Below are 18,223 nucleotides of genomic sequence, written 5' to 3'. Positions count from 1 at the left end.
GTTAATCCTATCATTTTTTAGGGAAAATCACTAAAAATTATCTTTCTTCTGACGTAATTCGATAAATTCTTTCAGCGTTTCTGCCTGTAAGAATGGGTTAATCACCATCTCTTTTTCCAATGTTGTTGGTAACGTTGGGCGATGTTGCTCACGTTTCATTGCAGCCAACTCTTGATATTCAAAGAAGGCACAGCTTGGCTGCATTACCGCTTCGGCAAATTTTAAATTGCTTACCGTATATTCGTGAGCAGGGAAAATTTCTACAAAAGTCGGCAAGGCTTTAAAACGTTGTAGTGCATCAAATTCGGCTTGATAATCGCCTGTGAAAACTCGCCCGCAACCTGCTGAGAATAATGCATCGCCACAGAAGAGATATTCGTTGCCAAACAGATAGCTGATGTGCTGTTCGGTGTGCCCTGCACTTTCAATCACGCGAACATCATAGCCAAATAATGTCAAATGCGTTTCGGGTCCCACAATCTCAGTTGTCCATTCTTGGCATTCAGCAGGCCCATACACAGGGATGTTTGGATAATGTTGTTTGATTCCATTTACGCCGCCCACGTGATCGTGATGATGATGTGTGAGCAAAATTGCAGTTAAATTTAGCGAATGTTTTGCAAGATAATCTAATACAGGTTTAGCTTCGGAAGGATCAACAATAATAGCTTGGTTCTCTTGGACAATAACCCAGATATAGTTATCCGCTAGAACGGGGATGGGGATAATGTTTAGCATTTTTGTTACTATTAGCTCCAAAGGAGTTGAATTCTACGTAACCGAGGATAACTGGTTATCCTCGGATATTTTACTACTCTTAGCTTACTTATTTTAAGAACAACGCTGCTGCACCGCGTGTGCCGCCTGAGTCGCCGTGGATCGCTTTTTTGATCACAGGTACTTTTGCCGTACGCATTAAATGTGGTGGTAACGCTTTTGGTAGTGCCTCGTAAATGTAATCAAAGTTTGATAAACCACCGCCAAAGACGATCATATCAGGGTCTAAAATGGTAATTAAGTTACCAATTGAGATCGCCATTAGTTCGATGAATTTCTCAACAAATGCGACTACTTTCGGCTCCTTTGCGTAGAAACGTTCGATAATTTCTTTGGCTTTTACTGTCTCTTTTTCAAGCGATTGGAACAGCATTTCAAAGCCACGACCTGAAAGATAAGTATCTAAACAAGCATGGTTGCCGCAACCGCAATCGTAGATTGGTGCGTTATCCCAACCAAGTAGTTTTAAAGCGTGGTAGTTTAATTGCATATGGCCCACTTCACCCGCCATACCGATATGACCAGAGTGAATTTTGCCATCAAATACTAAGCCACCACCAAAGCCTGTGCCGATAATTAAACCAAGCACGGTGGAGTATTGTTTGTTGTTTTCATCCCACGCTTCAGAAAGAGCAAAGCAGTTTGCATCGTTTTCGCCACGCACTTCACGCCCTAAGCGGTCACTTAAATCTTTTAAGATAGTTTTGCCATCGGCTACGCGAATATTAGTAATTTCACCCACGCCAGTTTCACGGTTTACAAAGCCTGGTAGCCCTAAGCCAACAAAGCCTTTTTCACCAAATTTTTCATCTGCATTACGCACTAATGTTTCGACGGTGTAAAGCCAATCTTCATAGTTTGTTTGCGGGGTTGGCACGCGTTCGCTATACAATTTTTCCAATTTTTCATTGAAAGCCGCAAGCTCAATTTTTGTGCCGCCGATGTCTAAGCCGTAATAAACTGCCATAATTAACCTCGTTTTTTAAATAATGAAAATCTTTCTGCAAAAGGGATAATCCAAACAAATAAGACACAATGGAATATCCACGCAATCAGGGTGCTGATAAAGAGATCAATTGGATAATGCATGCCAAAACGCAAACGGCTGATTAACATTAACGCTGCCCAAACTAATGCAAAACCTTGAGTAAAAACGACCGCTTGCGAACGTATTCCGATTAATAAGCCCGCAAAAAGGAGTAGCCACGAAACCGCAAAAATCGTATGTCCTGATGGGAATGAATAGCCTGTTTCCCCTTCACGATGTTTTGCCACCAGTGGAAAATCGTGGTTTTGGTAGTGTTGTGCGACTAATACCGCTCGTTCATCACGTGAAAGTTCATAAAATTGCTCGGCTTGAGTTTCTCCGCCCATCATTTGCACAACATACGGGCGAGGTTCGGCAAAAGTATGTTTTGCCACGGTTTTTATCGCCTGCGTACCGATCACAGAAGTAGCACAAATTGCTCCCACTAAAATCCAAGAGTAACGTTTTGCCGCTAATTTTATTAGCCATAACATAAACACAACGCAAGTAATCAAGGCATAAGGTGCTGAACCGCTTTCGGTTAAGAAATACATAAAGGTATCAAAGCCTGAAATTAAGTGAGCATCATTAACCCAATGCCAACCTGTTGCCCAGACAAAGAGCGGAATACAAAGCATTAAAGCGGTATAAAAAGAGAGTTTATTAACCATAATAACGTTTAAAAAGAGAAAATGGGCATATGCCCTAATGACCTCAAAAGGCTGCCCATTTTAATTAAATTGATTTTGTTGCTTTTGGTAAAGTGATTTTTTTGTCATCACTTTGGCGATAAAGCACAAGCACGTGACCGATAGTTTGTACGTTTACTGCGTTGGTTTCACGCACGATAGCATCAATAATGAGCTGTTTTACTTCACGATCTGCACCTGCAATTTTCACTTTGATCAATTCGTGATGATTTAATGCATTATCAATTTCTGCTAACACGCCTTCAGTTAAACCGTTGCCACCCAGCATAACCACAGGACTTAAATGGTGGGCTAAGCCTTTTAAAAATTGTCTTTGTTTTGTTGTTAAGTTCATTTTGTTCTATTCCGAAAAAAGGTAAAAAATCGGTGTAGAAAATAGCACAAAAGCGAAGTTTTTAAAAGTCAAAGCCGAAAAAAGATAAGTAAAGATGGAAAGTAAAATAGCCTCTTAACACGTGCTAAGAGGCTATTTGCAAAAGTTCAGAATTATTCTGCCGCTTTTTGCTTAATGACAGAATAAATTACACCTGTCACCACAGAACCTAATGCGATTGCACCTAAGTACATCAATGGTTGTGATACAAATGGAATTACGAATAAACCACCGTGCGGTGCTTGAAGGGTAATACCTAAGCCCATTGAGATTGCTCCAGCCGTTGCACCACCTAATACAGATGAGATAATCACACGTACAGGATCTGCGGCCACGAATGGTAATGCCCCTTCAGAAATAAAGCATAGACCTAATACAAATGACGCTTTACCTGCATCGCGTTGGTTTGCATTAAATTTGCTACGTGCAAGCAATGTTGCGATTGCCATACCAATAGGTGGCACCATACCTGCCGCCATTACCGCTGCCATTGGCACATATTGTTGTGACGCTATTAATCCCACACCGAAGGTATAAGCCGCTTTATTGACAGGGCCGCCCATATCCACACACATCATCGTACCAAGGATAAGACCTAAAATCACCGCATTGGTTTGACCCATTGTGTTTAACCAGTCTACTAACGTGTCCATTAACGCTTTAACAGGAGGGTTGATGAGGTAAATCATCAATAAGCCGACAATCGCTACACCGAATAATGGCAGAATTAAGATCGGTTTAAGCGAGGTAAAACTTGGTGGTAATTTGATAATGTTATTCAAGAATTGTACCATGTAACCAGCAAGGAAACCTGCTACGATACCGCCTAAGATACCTGCACCCGCAGTGGTTGCTAACATTCCACCGATAAGACCTACCGCTAAACCTGGACGGTCTGCAATAGAGAATGCTACATAACCTGCGAATACCGCGATCATTAAGTGGAAGGCTGCACCACCACCGATATCCATTAACGCTTTTGGTAAGCCGCCTGCAACGGTTTCATCTTTGAACGCTTCAATACCAAACATAAAGGAAACGGCGATCAATAAACCACCAGCAACCACAAGCGGAAGCATATGCGACACGCCCGTCATCAAGTGTTTATACACACCTTTTTTCTCTTCGGTTTTGGTTTCTGCTGCCACACTCGTTACCGCCCCTTCAAACACTTTCGCTTCTTTGAACGCTTTTTCAAACTCTTGAGCGGTTTTCTTCAAGGCTAAGCCTGTTGAAGTACGATACATCAATTTACCTTTGAATTTATCTAATGGCACATCAATATCTGCCGCCACAAAGACGAGATCTGCGGCTGCCACTTCTTCAGGGGTAATAGGATTACCTGCACCTACTTGACCACGTGTTTCTACACGTACGTTCCAACCTTGAGCTTTAGCATAATTTTCAATCGCTTCAGCTGACATAAAGGTGTGAGCCACACCCGTTGGGCAAGCTGTTACCGCTACGATGTTTTTCACACCACTTGATGAAAGCGATGATGAAGCGGTCGCATTTGCAAATATTTTTGCATTTTCTATCGCTTGTTTGATGGCTGCTTCTGGATTTGCAAAGGCTTTGTCTAATTCAAGCAGTGCCCCTTGTTTGCCTGCTGCTGTCGCTGGAATTTGATCGTCAAATAACACGATGAAATCAGCTTGATCTGCAGCAACCACAGAATGCCCTTGCTGTTTTGCTGCCGCACTCAGTACTTCATTCACCAGAAAAGCACGTGCTTTGCCCAGTGGTGCAGGAAAAATAAATGAGAAATTCATACGCTATTCCTATTAAAAAGTTGATAAATTGGTTAATTTCACTTGAGCTAAAATTTGCTCTAACACCTGTTTATCGCTAATGCCCACGTTGCTTTGTGAAACCGCAAGGGCAGATGTCGCACTTGCAAAACTTAAGGTTTTCTCTTTACTCCAACCTTGGCTGAAACCGTAAATTAAGCCTGCCACCATTGAGTCGCCTGCACCAACGGTACTCACCACATTTTCACAACGTGGTGGCTGAGCTTGTAATACGCCTTCGCTGTTAAGCCATACAGAACCTTTTTCGCCCATTGAGATGATCACGTTTTCAATGCCATGAGAACGTAATTGTTCAGCGGCTTCGATCACTTCTTCAACTGTATGTAATGAACGACCCGCCCAAACTTCTAATTCACGGCGGTTTGGTTTCACTAACCAAGGATGAGCGGTTAAGCCTGCGGTTAATGCTGCATTTGAGCTATCTAACACCACTTTTAAGCCTTGTTGATGGAGGCTTTCTAACCAATCTGCAAACTGCTCAGGCGTTACGCCACGCGGAAGTGAACCACACACAGCCACTAAATCATATTGGCTTTCCCAAGTTTGGCTTTGGCGAATAAAGGCTTCCCAATCTTGTTCGCTAATTTCAAAACCTAAGAAGTTAAGATCCGTTACATCCGCTTCGGTTTCAGTGATTTTTACGTTAATACGTGTTTTACCTGCAATGCGGTAGAATTTGTCTTCTACGCCATTTTGAGCAAAGGCTTGCACAAAATCACTTTGGTTCTCTTCGCCTAAAAAGCCTGTTACAGAAAGTTTTGAGCCTAAATCAGCTAACACTTTCGCTACATTGATGCCTTTACCCGCTGGGTATAAACCAAGGGTTTCCACCGTGTTTACTTCGCCAATTTCAATACGCTTCAAGCGACCAACTAAGTCAAAGGCAGGATTTAATGTTACCGTTGCAATACGCATTTTTTACCGCCTTATTTCTCGCCTAAACCAGCCGCAATTGCAGCACCAATGCCATCAAGTGCGACTTGAGCATCTTCACCCGTTGCCACAAAACGTAAAGTTGTGCCTTTAGTGACACCAAGTGCCACGAGCTTCATTAAGCTTTTTGCACTCACAAGCGGTGAGTTTTTATCAACGTTTTGCACTTCAATTTTTGAAGAATATTTTTTCACTTCATTGACTAACACCGCACTTGGACGAGCGTGTAAGCCGTGTTCGTTTTGAATCACAAATGAAGCTTCTAAAGTCCCATCTTCTACTGCTGGAACTTGCTCAGTTTGAGGAGCTACAGGAGCGGTTTGAGCAACGTCCCTCTCAATGGTATCAGCTACTTCTGGCACGAATGACACGCTTTCGCCTAAGCCTGTTTCAAACGCTTTCGCAAGCGTTTCGATCGCTTGTTGAGCATCTTCGCCTTCCGCCACAAAGCGTAAGCGAGCACCTTTCGAAGCCCCTAATGCTACTACTTTCATTGTGCTTTTCGCATTCGCAGGCGCTGTGCCACGGTCTAAGTTTTCCACCGTGATTTTCGCCGCAAATGGTTTTAACGTTTGTACTAACACTGCAGATGGGCGAGCGTGAATACCGTTTTCGTTACGTACGGTAAATGTACCAATCACTTGGCTATCTGAAGAAGCGGTCGAATTTACTGCAGGATTTGCAGAAATAGATACCGCTTCGCCGTTGAATAACGCCACGATTTGTGCTGCTGTGGCTGCCGCTAATTGAGTACGAGTTTCCGCATTTAATAGACGAGCAAGCTTTGTTTCTAAGCCTCTATCAACAGCCGCAACACTGACTAAAGTTTGACCTTGCGTACTACGCGCCACCGCAATACCGTTGGCTAAATTGCCTTTTGCACTATCTACAATAAACACATTATTGCCTAACGCAAGCGGAGCTTGAGCCACTACATCGCTGATAAACTGTTGATTAACATAGCCTTTTTCTTGTAACTTACCCGCATTTACTGCCGATAAAGTAATCAGGCTTGAAGTGTCGAGATTTAAAGAAAGGTTTTCTTCTGCAATCGCAGGGAGGGTTTTCTTGCCACTTAAAATGTCTGCAAATTCTTGCACATCTTGTGTTTTTGCTAATTTTTCAGCCGCTTCTTCATCGCTTAATACTGTGGTTAATTGACGAAGTAAGGTTAAATGCTCATCCGATTTTGCCGCGATACCGATTGCTACATAAGTTGTATTGCCTTCACCCCATTCAATGCCTTGTGGGAATTGGATGATTTGCACGCCCGTTTCTTTCACTAAACCACGTGTGTCTAACGTACCGTGAGGAATGGCAATCCCATTGCCTAAAAAGGTTGAGGTTTGTTGCTCACGTGCAAGCATACCTGCTTCATAACCATTCTCAACATTGCCATTTGCAACCAAGCCCGCAGCAACTAATTTAATTGCTTCTTCTTTGTTTGTGGCACTGCCATTTAAACGGATATTTTTTGCCGATAAATTAAGCATTTTTGCTCCTTAATAAAAGGTAAGTTTAAAATTAAAAAATGATGGCGATTGTACCCCATTTTAGCTAAACCGTTCTAGCAAAAATTAAAAAAGAGCGAAAAAATCTTGATTTCTCACGATTTTTTCGCTCTTTTGTAACATTTATTTTACTTTAATTACAATTAAATACATAATTAAAAAAATTAATATTTTTGTTTAAATTAAAGCAACAAATAAATTATTTTTTCATCAATTTATAATTTAACTGCGTATTAACAACAGGATTACCATCCGCATCTAAAAGCTCAGCATAACTATCTGTTACTTTTAATAATAAATTGCCTGAGTCTTGTTCTAAACGAATTACGTCAGATTTTTGTTTATCCCAAGCAAATTTACCTTTATCAATAAAGGGATATTGTTTACCATTTTTAAAATAAACGGTGTTGTATTGATAGGTATTATCTGCGTTTAGCACCAATTCAGCTTGGATTTTGTCGCAGTCGGTGCAAGGTAGTTCGCCTTGATAAGTGCCTGCAACATTTTTATTTGGAACCATTGAACACGCACCTAATAAGCCTACGGTTAAAACTAATGCGATTTTTTTCATCGTGGCAATCTCCTTAATTAGCTCAATTTGAAATCGGGATTGATTTTAAAAACACATTCATCAATCTGGGGGGAAACTTTTTGGATTATTGGAAGTAGTTGTGTCTGCTGCATCTGCAAACCCTGCGAAATAGTTGCATTTGGCACTTCAATAATTAGTTGATTTTCCACTAAATTAACAATGCGATAAAGTTTACGGAATTGAGCGGGCAAAAGCGATTGAATTTTCTCGTTAAGCTCGTTCAATTGATTTGCTCGTTGGACAATCTTAATCAGACTGGAGTTCTCCAAAATTTCCGTAATGTTTTTTATTGCGTAATTTTTCATCAAATTTGAACATTTAAAATAATCCCAATCTTACCGCTATTTTAGTTTTTTTGCCAACATTGTTGCAAAACGGAGCTGAATGCGGTTTCCTTCGCTGTCGGTTTTGTGTAAATGCCCTAAATCTTCGTTATATTTCACTAATTCCCAATCTTGGTAATAGTTCGCCAATTCGCTCTCTTTGAAGGTAAATGAGAACGGCATTGGGCAAGGATAATCTTCGGTGCTCATTGCGCACACGATTAAGTTATACCCGCCCACTTTGGTGTTTTTCTGCATATTTTCAATAATAGCTGGAATGCGATCACGATTAAGGAACATCATTACTACCGTTGAAACAATCAGATCAAATTCGCCTGCTTGAGAGCCAATCGTTGCGTCATTGATGTCATAAACGCCTGTTGAAATATTTGAGAGTTCTTCTTTTTCAATAATACGGTTTAAGAAATCGATGCTCTCTTCGTTGTGATCGACCGCGGTAACATCAAAACCAAGCAAGTTTAAATAGAGTGAGTTACGACCGCGTCCGCAGCCTAAATCCAATGCTTTTCCGCCTTTCACATAATTAACTGCGTTTAACACTTCAGAATGTGTGGTGGTTAGGTTATATTTTTTCGCATAAAAATCTTCAGGCGTGCAGTAGAAAGCGAGCTGGCAGGTTAAATCATCAGAAAGAGCTTGGACTTTGTGCCAAACTTGAGGTGCAACAAAAGGCGGCTGATGTTCGGTATCAAACACGGTTTCGCTTAACACTTCGCCATTTTCAGTCAATTCAAAATATTTTAATGAACCGCTCAAAATGGTTAATTTTGCCCAAGTGCCGACTTTAGTGTTGTGCTGTTCTTGGAACATTTGCGGGAGTGTGTTGACATTCCAAACAGGCATTTGTTTATAGCAGATTAAATTTTCCATAGGATTTCCTTTCTTTAAGTAATAATAAAGCTATCATTATTCTATCACTTCGCATTTTCTGGGCAATAAAAATCCGACTAATTTAGTCGGATTTACCTCATTTTAGGGATATTTGGAAATTACTCTTTCCACACTACGTGATATTCGCGGTTTTCTTCCTCGTGAGAAATCAAGAATTTCGCAAATACATCATCCATTTCATCTTGGTCATTGACTAAACCGACCCAAACTTCCACAAAAGCATCTGGGTCGATTAGTGTACCGATTTCTTCATCCCAATTGTCTGCTGTTTCCACCATTTCGACCGCACCGCGATCTTCAAATTGCAGATTAAATAATAAAATATCGGCAGGATCTAAATTCTCGCCGGCTATTTCAAGGAAAATATCGTATGCAATATCAATTGCTTCATCTGGAGTTAATTTTTTCATTGTATTCTCTTTTTAAATGGATGTTACTTGAATTAAACAGCTGGTTACCATTCCCGCTGATTTTTCTTTAATGATTTGCCAATTTTCGGCTAAAAGTAAAGGTGGATGATTTTTCTCTGTTTCTACATAAATTAACGCATTTTCTGCCAACCAATTATTTTGCTGGAGCAAAGTCAATACATGTGGGACAAAATTGTGATGGAATGGCGGATCAATAAAAATAATCTCGAAAGGCTCAGTACTGTTTTTTTGCGATAAATAAGTGAGCGTATCGGTGTTAATCACTGTACCTTTATCCGTTTTTAAACTGGCTAAATTTTTCTTTAATTGCTGAGCAGCATTAGCAAATTTTTCTAAAAAAACGACCGCTTGTGCTTGACGAGAAAGGGCTTCAATCCCAAGCGAACCACTGCCCGCAAAGCAATCTAAGCATCGAGCATTCGCCACATCCATCATCAACCAGTTAAATAACGTTTCCTTTACTCGGTCGGTTGTCGGGCGTAACCCCTCCGCATTGAGCACGGGTAATTTCCGACCACGCCATAAGCCAGCAATCACACGCACTTCGCCCATTGCTTTTGAGGTTTGTTTTTGCGGTTTTGAATTTGGTGTTTTTCGCATAATAAAATTGAAAGTAAAAAGAGGTTTATTTTAGCCTAGAGAATGTAGAAAGGTCTAGTTTCTCAACTAGACCTTTTATGAACTATCTCAACAACCGCTGGCTATTCAACACCACCGTAATGGATGACATCGTCATCGCAATGGCGGCGATCATTGGGTTGAGCAATGTGCCCGTGAAGGGATAAAGCACCCCCGCAGCAACAGGGATGGCAATCACATTGTAGAAAAATGCTCCTGTCAGACTCTGTTTCATATTACGCAGCACACGTTTTGAGAACGGTAGAATGTCTGCAATCGGTTCAAGCCCTGCTCGTAAGAGTGAAAGATCGGCGGTTTCAATCGCAATATCTGAACCTGAATGCATCACAATACCTACGTGAGCTTGAGCAAGGGCTGGGGCATCATTGATGCCATCTCCTACCATTGCAACGATCTTACCTTGCTGTTGCAATTGCTGAATTTTCTCGGCTTTTTGCTCTGGTAAGACATCTGCAATTACGCCATTTAAGCCTAACTCTTTGGCGAAATAATCAGCCGTCGATTTTCTATCGCCCGTGAGCATATAGCATTGGTAGCCTTCCGCTTGGAATTTTGCTATGACCGCTTTGCTTTCAGATCGCAATTCATCTGCAAGCGTGAAAATTGCCGCAAGTTGGTTGTTTACGCTTAAATAAATTTGAGTTGAGCCATTATGAACTTGCAAATTAAGTGAAGAAATTGACCGCTCATCAAATCCTAGAAAAGCTAGATTACCCATTTTGACCATCTGACCATTCCACTCGCCTGCAATGCCTAAGCCTTTGACCACGTTGATATTGCTAATTTCAAGGCTTTCTGCTTGTTCGGCAAATCGTACAATGGCTTTGGCAATTGGGTGAGAAGCTTGTTGTTCCAAACTTTTGGCTAAGCCTAAAAGCTCATTCTCATTGCCTTGCAAGGCGGTAAATTGGGTAACAGTCATCTCACCGGTGGTAAGCGTTCCTGTTTTATCGAACACGAGCGTGTCGATTTCACTGCTGGCTTGCAAAGCATCAATATTTTTGACTAATACGCCCATTTCTGCTGCACGTGCAACGCCTGCGATGGTAGACAGCGGAATCGCCAAACCAAGAGCACAAGGGCAAGCAATAATAAGTACCGTAGTAAAGACAGATAACGCAAAGGCAAAGTCTTTGCCAAGAGCTAACCAAATCAAGGCAGCGATTAACGCAATTGTCACGACTATAGGCACAAAAATAGAGGCGATTTTATCTACCAAGTGTGCTAGTGGTGGTTTACTACTTTGTGCGTGGCGAACAGCGTTGATGACCCGTGCCAATGCCGTTTGTGAGCCTACTTGCTCGGCTTTGTAAATACCAGAACCGTCTTGAATGAGCGTACCAGCGTGGACTTTATCGCCTACTTTTTTCTCAACAGGCAAGGCTTCGCCCGTAAGCATGGATTCATCGACCCAAATCACGCCTTCGGTTAATACGCCATCAACCGCAAGTCGGTCGCCCGTCAAGGCTTGCACCAACATTTCAGGTTTAATGCCTTTCACGGGAATAGTTTTTGCAATCCCCTCTTCAAAAATAACCGCTTGTTTTGGGGCTAAATCAAGCAATTTTTCAAGGGCAAGCGACGAGCGTTGTTTGGCTTTCAGTTCTAAGAATTTGCCTAGGTTGATAAAACCTAAAATCATCACGCTCGCTTCAAAATAGACGTGAGCGAACTCCTGTGGGAAAAGCAACAAACCGAACGAATAAAGCCACGCCACACCTGTGCTGACAGCAACAAGCGTGTCCATATTTGCTGCTTGATTTTGTAGGCTTTTCCAGGCACCAATAAAGAAATCTTTGCCTGAAAAATACATTGTCGCAAGGCTAACAAAGGCAAGTGCAAACCAAGTAAGATGATTGCGTTCAGTGACCATCATACCGATAAACATTCCCACAACCATTAAGCTAAAACCAACAATTAACGCCAAAGTAAATTGCCATTTTTTATGGTTTAAAATTGCTTTGGTTTGGGCTTGCTGTTTGGTGCGACGTTCCTCTTCGCTTTCCAACATTTCTGCACCAAAGCCTATTTTTTCGACCGCTTGAATCATCACTTGAGGATTAGCATTGCCCTCTACGAAGGCAGTTTGATCGGCAAGATTGACTGAGGCAAAATTGACTCCTTCAACTTTGCCAAGTGCTTTTTCAACACGGCGAACACAAGCGGCACAATGCATGCCGCTAATTAAAAGTTGAGTTTCTGAGTTAGACATGGTCCCTCTCCTTATTACAAAGTCGCTTCAAAACCCATTTCATCTACTGCATCAATCAATGCTTTTGGATCAGGATTGCCTTCAACGACTGCTTGTTGGGGTTCTAAAGAAACGCTTACACTTTCTACGCCTGCTACTTCACGCAAGGCTTTTTCTACGCTTTTCACGCAGTTGCCACAATGTAACCCGTCTAATTTTAAGATAATAGTCATAATAAACTCCTGTTAAATAGTAAATGACAAATCAAAAGATTGGGTATATGCTAAACCTTAACCATAGGTTAGAGTCAAGAAGAAAAATGAATATTAGTCAAGCATCGAAAAAAACGGGGCTTTCCGCCAAACAAATTCGTGATTATGAAAAAGCGGGCTTATTACCGAGAGCTTGTCGAAGTGAATCAGGCTATCGTATTTATACCGAAGCCGATTTGGAACGATTGCATTTTATTTGTAATGCACGCAAAGTAGGGTTCTCTTTGGCTCAAATCACACATTTATTAGCATTAAATGATGACCCGCATCGTACCAGTCGCGAAGTAAAACAGCTTACCGAGCAACATATTTTAGCGTTGGAACAGAAAATCCAAGATTTACAGCAGATGCTGACGTTATTGAAAGGTTGGAATAAAACTTGCTGCGGAAATGACAATCCAGAATGTGCCATTTTGAGCGGATTGCACAAATAACCGCTAAAATTAACTTGAATTTACATAACTTGACCGCATTAACTTAGCCTTTCTGGGCAAATTAACATATAATACCACTTGATTTTTTAGGTATTTTTAATGAGTTTATTTAATCACTTTCACCGCAAACCATTATTATCGCAGTTCCTTTTAGGAATTCTTGCGATTTTTTCGTTGCCTGAAATTCAGCCAATCCCTGAAAGTGAACAGACCATTTTAAATCAACCGCTTGTTCAAGCTATTACAGCAGAAGCTGAGCAAGAACAGCACTTATTTCTAGCTGAATCCAAGCCAGAAAATGTTGCAAGCGAAGTACAAGCGGTCGAAATTACCCCATTTTTTGCAAAAGCCTTTCATTTTGATGGCGATTTAAACCATCCTATTCGAGCGGGACCCGCATTGTTTATCGCTTAAAATTTTATGTATCAATCTAAACAAAATAAGGATAAACAATGATTTCAAAAGTATTAACCGCGATTTTCGGCTCAAGCAATGAACGCACTTTAAAACGCTTACGCAAAACCGTAGCAAAAATTAACAAATTAGAACCCACTTTCGAGCAACTTTCAGACGAGCAATTACAAGCAAAAACCGCTGAATTTAAAGAACGTTTGAGTGCGGGCGAAACCTTACAAGCCATTTTGCCAGAAGCCTTTGCAACTGTACGTGAAGCAAGTAAACGTGTGATGGGTATGCGTCATTTCGATGTGCAATTGATTGGCGGTATGGTGCTGACTGACCGTAATATCGCAGAGATGCGTACGGGTGAAGGCAAAACCTTAACCGCAACGTTACCTTGCTATTTAAATGCATTAACAGGAAAAGGCGTACATGTCGTGACCGTGAATGATTACTTAGCACGCCGCGATGCGGAAATGAACCGTCCGTTATTTGAATTTTTAGGCATGAGCGTAGCGGTAAACGTTCCAGGAATGTTGCCGGCGGATAAACGCGAAGCCTATAAAGCGGATATTACCTATTCGACCAACAGCGAACTTGGTTTTGACTATTTGCGTGATAACTTGGCTCACGATAAAAATGAGCGTTTCCAACGTGAATTGCACTATGCGTTGGTGGATGAGGTGGACTCAATCTTAATCGATGAAGCACGTACGCCATTAATTATTTCAGGGCCAGCGGAAGATGCGACTCAAATTTATCAAGCGATTGACCAAGTCATTCCGCATCTAACTTTCCAAGAAAAAGAAGATAGCGATGAATATACGGGTGAAGGCGACTACACGCTTGACTTAAAAAACAAACAAGCACACTTAACCGAACGCGGTATGGTGAAAGTGGAAAACATCTTAACCCAAATGGGTTTGATGCAAGAAGGCGAGAGCCTTTATCAGCCAGCTCGTATTTCACTTTTACATCACACTTATGCAGCACTACGTGCACATAAATTGTTCGAAAAAGATGTGGATTATATCGTTGAAAATGGTGAAATCGTGATTATCGATGAGCATACAGGCCGTACAATGGCGGGCCGTCGTTGGTCTGATGGCTTACACCAAGCAATTGAAGCCAAAGAGCACGTAAACATTCAAGGCGAAAACCAAACTGTTGCGTCCATCACTTACCAAAACTACTTCCGTTTATATGAAAAATTAGCAGGGATGACCGGTACAGCAGATACTGAAGCTTTTGAATTCCAACAAATTTATGGCTTAAATACGGTGGTGATTCCAACCAATAAACCAATCTTACGTAAAGACCATACAGACTTAATGTTCAAGAGCGAGCCTGAAAAATTCGCAGCAGTCATTAAGGATATTAAAGATTGTATTACTCGTAACCAACCTGTTTTAGTAGGCACAGCATCGGTTGAAAAATCAGAATTGCTTTCTCACGAATTAGACAAAGCAGGTATTAAACACAACGTATTAAATGCGAAATTCCACGCACAAGAAGCAGAAATTATCGCCGATGCAGGCTTACCAGGTGCGGTAACTATCGCAACTAATATGGCGGGTCGTGGTACGGATATCGTTTTAGGTGGTAACTGGAAAGCGGAAGTCGCAAAACTGGAAAACCCAACTGAAGAGCAAATCGAAGCAATCAAAGCCGCGTGGAAAGAACGCTATGAAACCGTAATGGCGGCAGGTGGTTTACACATTATCGGTACAGAACGCCACGAATCACGTCGTATCGATAACCAGTTACGCGGTCGTTCAGGCCGTCAAGGCGACCCAGGTTCATCACGTTTTTACTTATCATTGGACGATCCTTTAATGCGTATTTACCTCAATGAAGGCAAGCTCAATATGATGCGTAAGGCCTTCACGGAAGAAGGTGAAGCGATGGAGTCAAAACTGCTGACTAAAGTGATTGCCTCAGCACAAGCGAAAGTAGAAGCACATAACTTTGATGGTCGTAAAAACTTGCTTCAATACGATGACGTGGCAAATGAGCAACGTAAAGTGATCTACGAACAACGTAATTACTTACTTGAAACGGATAATGTTTCACCAATGATTGAAACCATCCGTGATGATGTGTTCAACCAAATCATTAGCCAGTATGTCCCACCTCAATCTATCGAAGAGATGTGGGATATTGAAGGCTTAGAAGTGCGTTTAGATCGTCAGTTCGGAATGAAACTGCCAATTCAACATTGGTTAGAAGATGAGCCAGATCTGCACGAGGAAACCTTACGTGAACGTATTCTGAATATTGCGAAAGAAGAATACAAAGCGAAAGAAGCGATTGTAGGAGAAGAAGTGATGCGTAACTTTGAAAAAGGTATCGTATTACAAACTCTTGATGAACTTTGGAAAGAACACCTTTCTGCAATGGATTATCTCCGCAAAGGAATTCACTTACGCAGCTACGGTCAGAAAGATCCGAAAAACGAGTACAAGAAAGAGTCGTTTGCCATGTTCACTGAAATGTTGGATCTGCTTAAAACCAATGTCATTAGCGTATTAAGCCGTATTCAAGTGCGTAGTCAAGAAGAAGTTGCGACAGAGCAACAAGCTGCTCAACAAGAACAAGAAGCCGTAGAGGCTGAACAGGCAGTGGATATGGATAACCTGACTGAAGAGCAATTAGCGAACTTACACATTAGTCGCAACGATCCTTGCCCTTGCGGTTCAGGTAAAAAATACAAACATTGCCACGGCAGCAAAGCGAAATATGCGTAAGTAATGACACAAGCGGTCTAATTTTGTAAAAGATTTGCAAAATCAGACCGCTCTTCTATATAAGTTTTATCCATTAAAAAAGGAAGAAAAACCACTATGTCAAAACCCATTGTTCGAGTTGCCGCAGGCATTATCCGCAATGAATTTGGACAAATTTATTTAGCTCAACGCCTTGAAGGGCAAGATTTTGCTCAATCCCTCGAATTTCCTGGCGGAAAAATTGAACCGAACGAAACTCCAGAGGAAGCAGTAAAACGCGAATTGGAAGAAGAGGCTGGCATTCAAGTATTAAGTGCATTTCCTTACGAGCATTTCCAATTTGAATACCCAACAAAAATTATCGAATTTTACTTTTTCTTAATCGAAGAGTGGATTGGTGAACCTTTCGGGCGCGAAGGGCAAGAAGGCTTCTGGATTGCTCAATCTGAACTAGATGAAGGGCAATTCCCGCCTGCTAATGAGAAGTTGATTGGGAAATTGAAGGCAGAACCAATTCATAGGTAATTTGAGGCATAGTAGACAACCTTTTTGTATACTATGCCCTAATTTCAGCTTTGTAAAAGTGCTATATAATACTACTATTTTTGCTTATTAAATTTTGGTTAACAATGCTACTGTTTCACACGCAATGCCTTCGCCACGCCCTGTAAAGCCTAATTTTTCAGTTGTCGTCGCTTTTACATTCACTTGCATCACATCGCATTGCAAATCATCGGCAATGGTTTGACGCATTTGGTCGATATAAGGTCGCATTTTCGGCGCTTGCGCAATAATAGTGACATCTACGTTGCCTACTTTATAACCTTGCTCACGTACACGGCGATAGGCTTCAATCAACAATTTACGGCTGTCGGCATTTTTGTATTGCATATCAGTATCAGGGAAAAGTTTACCAATATCACCTAACGCTACTGCGCCTAATAATGCATCTGTTAAGGCGTGTAACGCTACATCGCCATCACTATGGGCAATAAACCCCGTGTGATAAGGCACTTCCACGCCACAAATCATCAATGGGCGAGCTTGCCCAAAAGCGTGTACATCAAAACCGTGTCCAATTCGAATCATTTTTTAATCCTCTTTAATCTATCTTAATCGTTTCTTGTTAAATAAAATTCCGCCAATGCTAAATCTTCGGGGCGGGTAATTTTGATATTATCAGCTCTGCCTGCAACCAATTGCGGATGGAAACCGAGAAACTCCATAGCAGAAGCTTCATCAGTCACTACCGCATTTGCAGCAAATGCCTCGGATAATGCTTTTTTCAATCTCTGAGCAGGAAAGAATTGCGGAGTTAATGCGTGCCATAAGGTTGAACGATCTTCAGTATGCGAAATCATTTTGGCATCTTGGGTACGTTTCATTGTATCAATCGCAGGTGTAGCAAGAATACCGCCCTGCTCATCTTCAATTTGCAAAAGTTTGTCTAAATCAGACCGCTTTAAGCAGGGGCGAGCAGCATCGTGCACTAACACCCAAGCATTTTCTGGTACTTTTTGCAATGCATTGAATACTGAATCTGCACGGGTTTCACCCCCAAAAACCACATTAACTTTCGAATCTTGTAATAAGGCTATTTCAGGATAGTATTGATCTTCTTTTGAAACCGCAACTATCACTTTTTCAATGTACGGATGAGCTAAGAAAATCGAAAGCGTATGCTCTAAAATCGTTTTACCAAGCAGTTGAAGATATTGCTTTGGCATATTGGATTGCATTCGGCTGCCCACACCCGATGCTGGAATAATCGCAAAAATTTGTCTGCTCATTTTATTTCCCATTTTTAGGAATAATGCGGTAGAACACTTCATCTGATTTCACCATTTCGTGTTCTGTACGGGCACGCTCTTCTAAGGCGTTCACACCGTGTTTTAAATCGTAAATTTCCGCTTCAATTAAACCATTACGCATTGCCAAACGCTCATTCTCTTTTTTGACTTCTTCCAAGTTTGCTGAAGCTGCTCGATAATCATTCCACCCATTTTCGCCAAACCAGAAATTATATTGAAAGAAAATCAGAAGAAATGCTAAAAACCCAACTAATACACGCATCTTTTTCTTGTTCCTTATTTAAAAAGCGGTAGAATTTTACCGTCTTTTTACAAAAAATGGAAAAGTTTGTTATTGCAAGAAAAGTCATT

General features: G+C 41.3%; 21 protein-coding genes. 4 read left to right on the top strand and 17 right to left on the bottom strand.

Annotation, left to right across the window (positions count from 1 at the left end; genetic code table 11):
* Positions 1 to 30: 30 nt before the first annotated feature.
* From gloB to B0184_RS01175, 14 genes are all read right to left on the bottom strand, one after another.
* Positions 31 to 738, bottom strand: coding sequence for a hydroxyacylglutathione hydrolase (gene gloB, locus B0184_RS01240; RefSeq protein WP_005708622.1), 708 nt, complete (start codon positions 736 to 738; stop codon positions 31 to 33).
* Between the two features lie 88 nt (positions 739 to 826).
* On the bottom strand, positions 827 to 1,744 hold the full coding sequence (gene nagK / locus B0184_RS01235) for an N-acetylglucosamine kinase (protein WP_005708433.1): 918 nt from the start codon (positions 1,742 to 1,744) through the stop codon (positions 827 to 829).
* Between the two features lie 2 nt (positions 1,745 to 1,746).
* Positions 1,747 to 2,475: a phosphatase PAP2 family protein gene (locus tag B0184_RS01230; RefSeq protein WP_005708629.1), complete on the bottom strand. Its 729-nt coding sequence runs from the start codon at positions 2,473 to 2,475 to the stop codon at positions 1,747 to 1,749.
* Positions 2,476 to 2,539: 64 nt separating this feature from the next.
* Entirely contained in the window at positions 2,540 to 2,848 is a 309-nt protein-coding gene (gene yhbY / locus B0184_RS01225; protein ID WP_005708497.1) for a ribosome assembly RNA-binding protein YhbY, read from the bottom strand.
* Between the two features lie 152 nt (positions 2,849 to 3,000).
* A complete protein-coding gene (locus B0184_RS01220) occupies positions 3,001 to 4,659 on the bottom strand; it encodes a fructose-specific PTS transporter subunit EIIC (RefSeq protein ID WP_005708558.1) in 1,659 nt (552 codons plus the stop codon).
* Positions 4,660 to 4,671: 12 nt separating this feature from the next.
* A complete protein-coding gene (gene fruK, locus B0184_RS01215; protein ID WP_005708486.1) occupies positions 4,672 to 5,613 on the bottom strand; it encodes a 1-phosphofructokinase in 942 nt (313 codons plus the stop codon).
* Positions 5,614 to 5,624: 11 nt separating this feature from the next.
* A complete protein-coding gene (gene fruB, locus B0184_RS01210) occupies positions 5,625 to 7,124 on the bottom strand; it encodes a fused PTS fructose transporter subunit IIA/HPr protein (protein WP_005708527.1) in 1,500 nt (499 codons plus the stop codon).
* Between the two features lie 217 nt (positions 7,125 to 7,341).
* Positions 7,342 to 7,713, bottom strand: a complete 372-nt coding sequence (locus B0184_RS01205; RefSeq protein ID WP_005708435.1) for a copper resistance protein NlpE — start codon at positions 7,711 to 7,713, stop codon at positions 7,342 to 7,344.
* A gap of 17 nt (positions 7,714 to 7,730) precedes the next feature.
* Positions 7,731 to 8,039, bottom strand: coding sequence for a DciA family protein (locus tag B0184_RS01200; RefSeq protein ID WP_039851299.1), 309 nt, complete (start codon positions 8,037 to 8,039; stop codon positions 7,731 to 7,733).
* A gap of 36 nt (positions 8,040 to 8,075) precedes the next feature.
* Entirely contained in the window at positions 8,076 to 8,948 is an 873-nt protein-coding gene (gene tehB / locus B0184_RS01195) for an SAM-dependent methyltransferase TehB (RefSeq protein ID WP_005708591.1), read from the bottom strand.
* Between the two features lie 119 nt (positions 8,949 to 9,067).
* Positions 9,068 to 9,379: an HI1450 family dsDNA-mimic protein gene (locus B0184_RS01190; protein WP_005708428.1), complete on the bottom strand. Its 312-nt coding sequence runs from the start codon at positions 9,377 to 9,379 to the stop codon at positions 9,068 to 9,070.
* 12 nt (positions 9,380 to 9,391) lie between these two features.
* Positions 9,392 to 10,000 carry a 16S rRNA (guanine(966)-N(2))-methyltransferase RsmD gene (gene rsmD, locus B0184_RS01185; RefSeq protein ID WP_005708605.1) on the bottom strand — a complete coding sequence of 203 codons (609 nt, stop codon included), beginning with the start codon at positions 9,998 to 10,000 and terminating at the stop codon, positions 9,392 to 9,394.
* An 82-nt stretch (positions 10,001 to 10,082) separates the two neighbouring features.
* Complete coding sequence (locus tag B0184_RS01180) at positions 10,083 to 12,251, bottom strand: copper-translocating P-type ATPase (protein ID WP_005708465.1); 2,169 nt, start codon at positions 12,249 to 12,251, stop codon at positions 10,083 to 10,085.
* A gap of 14 nt (positions 12,252 to 12,265) precedes the next feature.
* Positions 12,266 to 12,463 carry a heavy-metal-associated domain-containing protein gene (locus B0184_RS01175; protein ID WP_005708584.1) on the bottom strand — a complete coding sequence of 66 codons (198 nt, stop codon included), beginning with the start codon at positions 12,461 to 12,463 and terminating at the stop codon, positions 12,266 to 12,268.
* Between the two features lie 86 nt (positions 12,464 to 12,549).
* On the opposite strand from B0184_RS01175, the gene B0184_RS01170 reads away from it, so the two are divergent.
* The 4 genes from B0184_RS01170 (at position 12,550) to mutT (ending at position 16,586) form a co-directional block, all read left to right on the top strand.
* Positions 12,550 to 12,936: a Cu(I)-responsive transcriptional regulator gene (locus B0184_RS01170; RefSeq protein WP_005706907.1), complete on the top strand. Its 387-nt coding sequence runs from the start codon at positions 12,550 to 12,552 to the stop codon at positions 12,934 to 12,936.
* A 99-nt stretch (positions 12,937 to 13,035) separates the two neighbouring features.
* Positions 13,036 to 13,350 carry a secA translation cis-regulator SecM gene (gene secM / locus B0184_RS01165; RefSeq protein WP_005708569.1) on the top strand — a complete coding sequence of 105 codons (315 nt, stop codon included), beginning with the start codon at positions 13,036 to 13,038 and terminating at the stop codon, positions 13,348 to 13,350.
* Positions 13,351 to 13,388: 38 nt separating this feature from the next.
* The gene (gene secA / locus B0184_RS01160; protein WP_005708511.1) at positions 13,389 to 16,082 is read left to right on the top strand and encodes a preprotein translocase subunit SecA; all 2,694 of its coding nucleotides are present in this window, start codon (positions 13,389 to 13,391) and stop codon (positions 16,080 to 16,082) included.
* 96 nt (positions 16,083 to 16,178) lie between these two features.
* On the top strand, positions 16,179 to 16,586 hold the full coding sequence (gene mutT, locus B0184_RS01155) for an 8-oxo-dGTP diphosphatase MutT (protein WP_005708480.1): 408 nt from the start codon (positions 16,179 to 16,181) through the stop codon (positions 16,584 to 16,586).
* An 87-nt stretch (positions 16,587 to 16,673) separates the two neighbouring features.
* Here mutT and ispF read toward each other — a convergent pair whose 3' ends face one another.
* Genes ispF through ftsB form a run of 3 tightly spaced genes read right to left on the bottom strand, consistent with a single transcriptional unit; the run spans position 16,674 to position 18,134 of the window.
* A complete protein-coding gene (ispF, locus tag B0184_RS01150; protein WP_005708596.1) occupies positions 16,674 to 17,150 on the bottom strand; it encodes a 2-C-methyl-D-erythritol 2,4-cyclodiphosphate synthase in 477 nt (158 codons plus the stop codon).
* 23 nt (positions 17,151 to 17,173) lie between these two features.
* Positions 17,174 to 17,851 carry a 2-C-methyl-D-erythritol 4-phosphate cytidylyltransferase gene (ispD, locus tag B0184_RS01145; RefSeq protein ID WP_005708544.1) on the bottom strand — a complete coding sequence of 226 codons (678 nt, stop codon included), beginning with the start codon at positions 17,849 to 17,851 and terminating at the stop codon, positions 17,174 to 17,176.
* 1 nt (position 17,852) lies between these two features.
* Complete coding sequence (gene ftsB, locus B0184_RS01140) at positions 17,853 to 18,134, bottom strand: cell division protein FtsB (RefSeq protein ID WP_005708620.1); 282 nt, start codon at positions 18,132 to 18,134, stop codon at positions 17,853 to 17,855.
* Positions 18,135 to 18,223: the final 89 nt, after the last annotated feature.

Origin of the sequence: Haemophilus paraphrohaemolyticus (genome assembly GCF_002015045.1) — a bacterium.
Taxonomy (GTDB): Bacteria; Pseudomonadota; Gammaproteobacteria; order Enterobacterales; family Pasteurellaceae; genus Haemophilus_A; species Haemophilus_A paraphrohaemolyticus.
This window is presented reverse-complemented; position numbering and strand designations above follow the sequence as displayed.

Bases quoted from the DNA above. Each gene is read 5' to 3' on its own strand.
- gloB (WP_005708622.1), bottom strand. From the start codon at position 738: ATGCTAAACATTATCCCCATCCCCGTTCTAGCGGATAACTATATCTGG.
- nagK (WP_005708433.1), bottom strand. From the start codon at position 1,744: ATGGCAGTTTATTACGGCTTAGACATCGGCGGCACAAAAATTGAGCTT.
- B0184_RS01230 (WP_005708629.1), bottom strand. From the start codon at position 2,475: ATGGTTAATAAACTCTCTTTTTATACCGCTTTAATGCTTTGTATTCCG.
- yhbY (WP_005708497.1), bottom strand. From the start codon at position 2,848: ATGAACTTAACAACAAAACAAAGACAATTTTTAAAAGGCTTAGCCCAC.
- B0184_RS01220 (WP_005708558.1), bottom strand. From the start codon at position 4,659: ATGAATTTCTCATTTATTTTTCCTGCACCACTGGGCAAAGCACGTGCT.
- fruK (WP_005708486.1), bottom strand. From the start codon at position 5,613: ATGCGTATTGCAACGGTAACATTAAATCCTGCCTTTGACTTAGTTGGT.
- fruB (WP_005708527.1), bottom strand. From the start codon at position 7,124: ATGCTTAATTTATCGGCAAAAAATATCCGTTTAAATGGCAGTGCCACA.
- B0184_RS01205 (WP_005708435.1), bottom strand. From the start codon at position 7,713: ATGAAAAAAATCGCATTAGTTTTAACCGTAGGCTTATTAGGTGCGTGT.
- B0184_RS01200 (WP_039851299.1), bottom strand. From the start codon at position 8,039: ATGAAAAATTACGCAATAAAAAACATTACGGAAATTTTGGAGAACTCC.
- tehB (WP_005708591.1), bottom strand. From the start codon at position 8,948: ATGGAAAATTTAATCTGCTATAAACAAATGCCTGTTTGGAATGTCAAC.
- B0184_RS01190 (WP_005708428.1), bottom strand. From the start codon at position 9,379: ATGAAAAAATTAACTCCAGATGAAGCAATTGATATTGCATACGATATT.
- rsmD (WP_005708605.1), bottom strand. From the start codon at position 10,000: ATGCGAAAAACACCAAATTCAAAACCGCAAAAACAAACCTCAAAAGCA.
- B0184_RS01180 (WP_005708465.1), bottom strand. From the start codon at position 12,251: ATGTCTAACTCAGAAACTCAACTTTTAATTAGCGGCATGCATTGTGCC.
- B0184_RS01175 (WP_005708584.1), bottom strand. From the start codon at position 12,463: ATGACTATTATCTTAAAATTAGACGGGTTACATTGTGGCAACTGCGTG.
- B0184_RS01170 (WP_005706907.1), top strand. From the start codon at position 12,550: ATGAATATTAGTCAAGCATCGAAAAAAACGGGGCTTTCCGCCAAACAA.
- secM (WP_005708569.1), top strand. From the start codon at position 13,036: ATGAGTTTATTTAATCACTTTCACCGCAAACCATTATTATCGCAGTTC.
- secA (WP_005708511.1), top strand. From the start codon at position 13,389: ATGATTTCAAAAGTATTAACCGCGATTTTCGGCTCAAGCAATGAACGC.
- mutT (WP_005708480.1), top strand. From the start codon at position 16,179: ATGTCAAAACCCATTGTTCGAGTTGCCGCAGGCATTATCCGCAATGAA.
- ispF (WP_005708596.1), bottom strand. From the start codon at position 17,150: ATGATTCGAATTGGACACGGTTTTGATGTACACGCTTTTGGGCAAGCT.
- ispD (WP_005708544.1), bottom strand. From the start codon at position 17,851: ATGAGCAGACAAATTTTTGCGATTATTCCAGCATCGGGTGTGGGCAGC.
- ftsB (WP_005708620.1), bottom strand. From the start codon at position 18,134: ATGCGTGTATTAGTTGGGTTTTTAGCATTTCTTCTGATTTTCTTTCAA.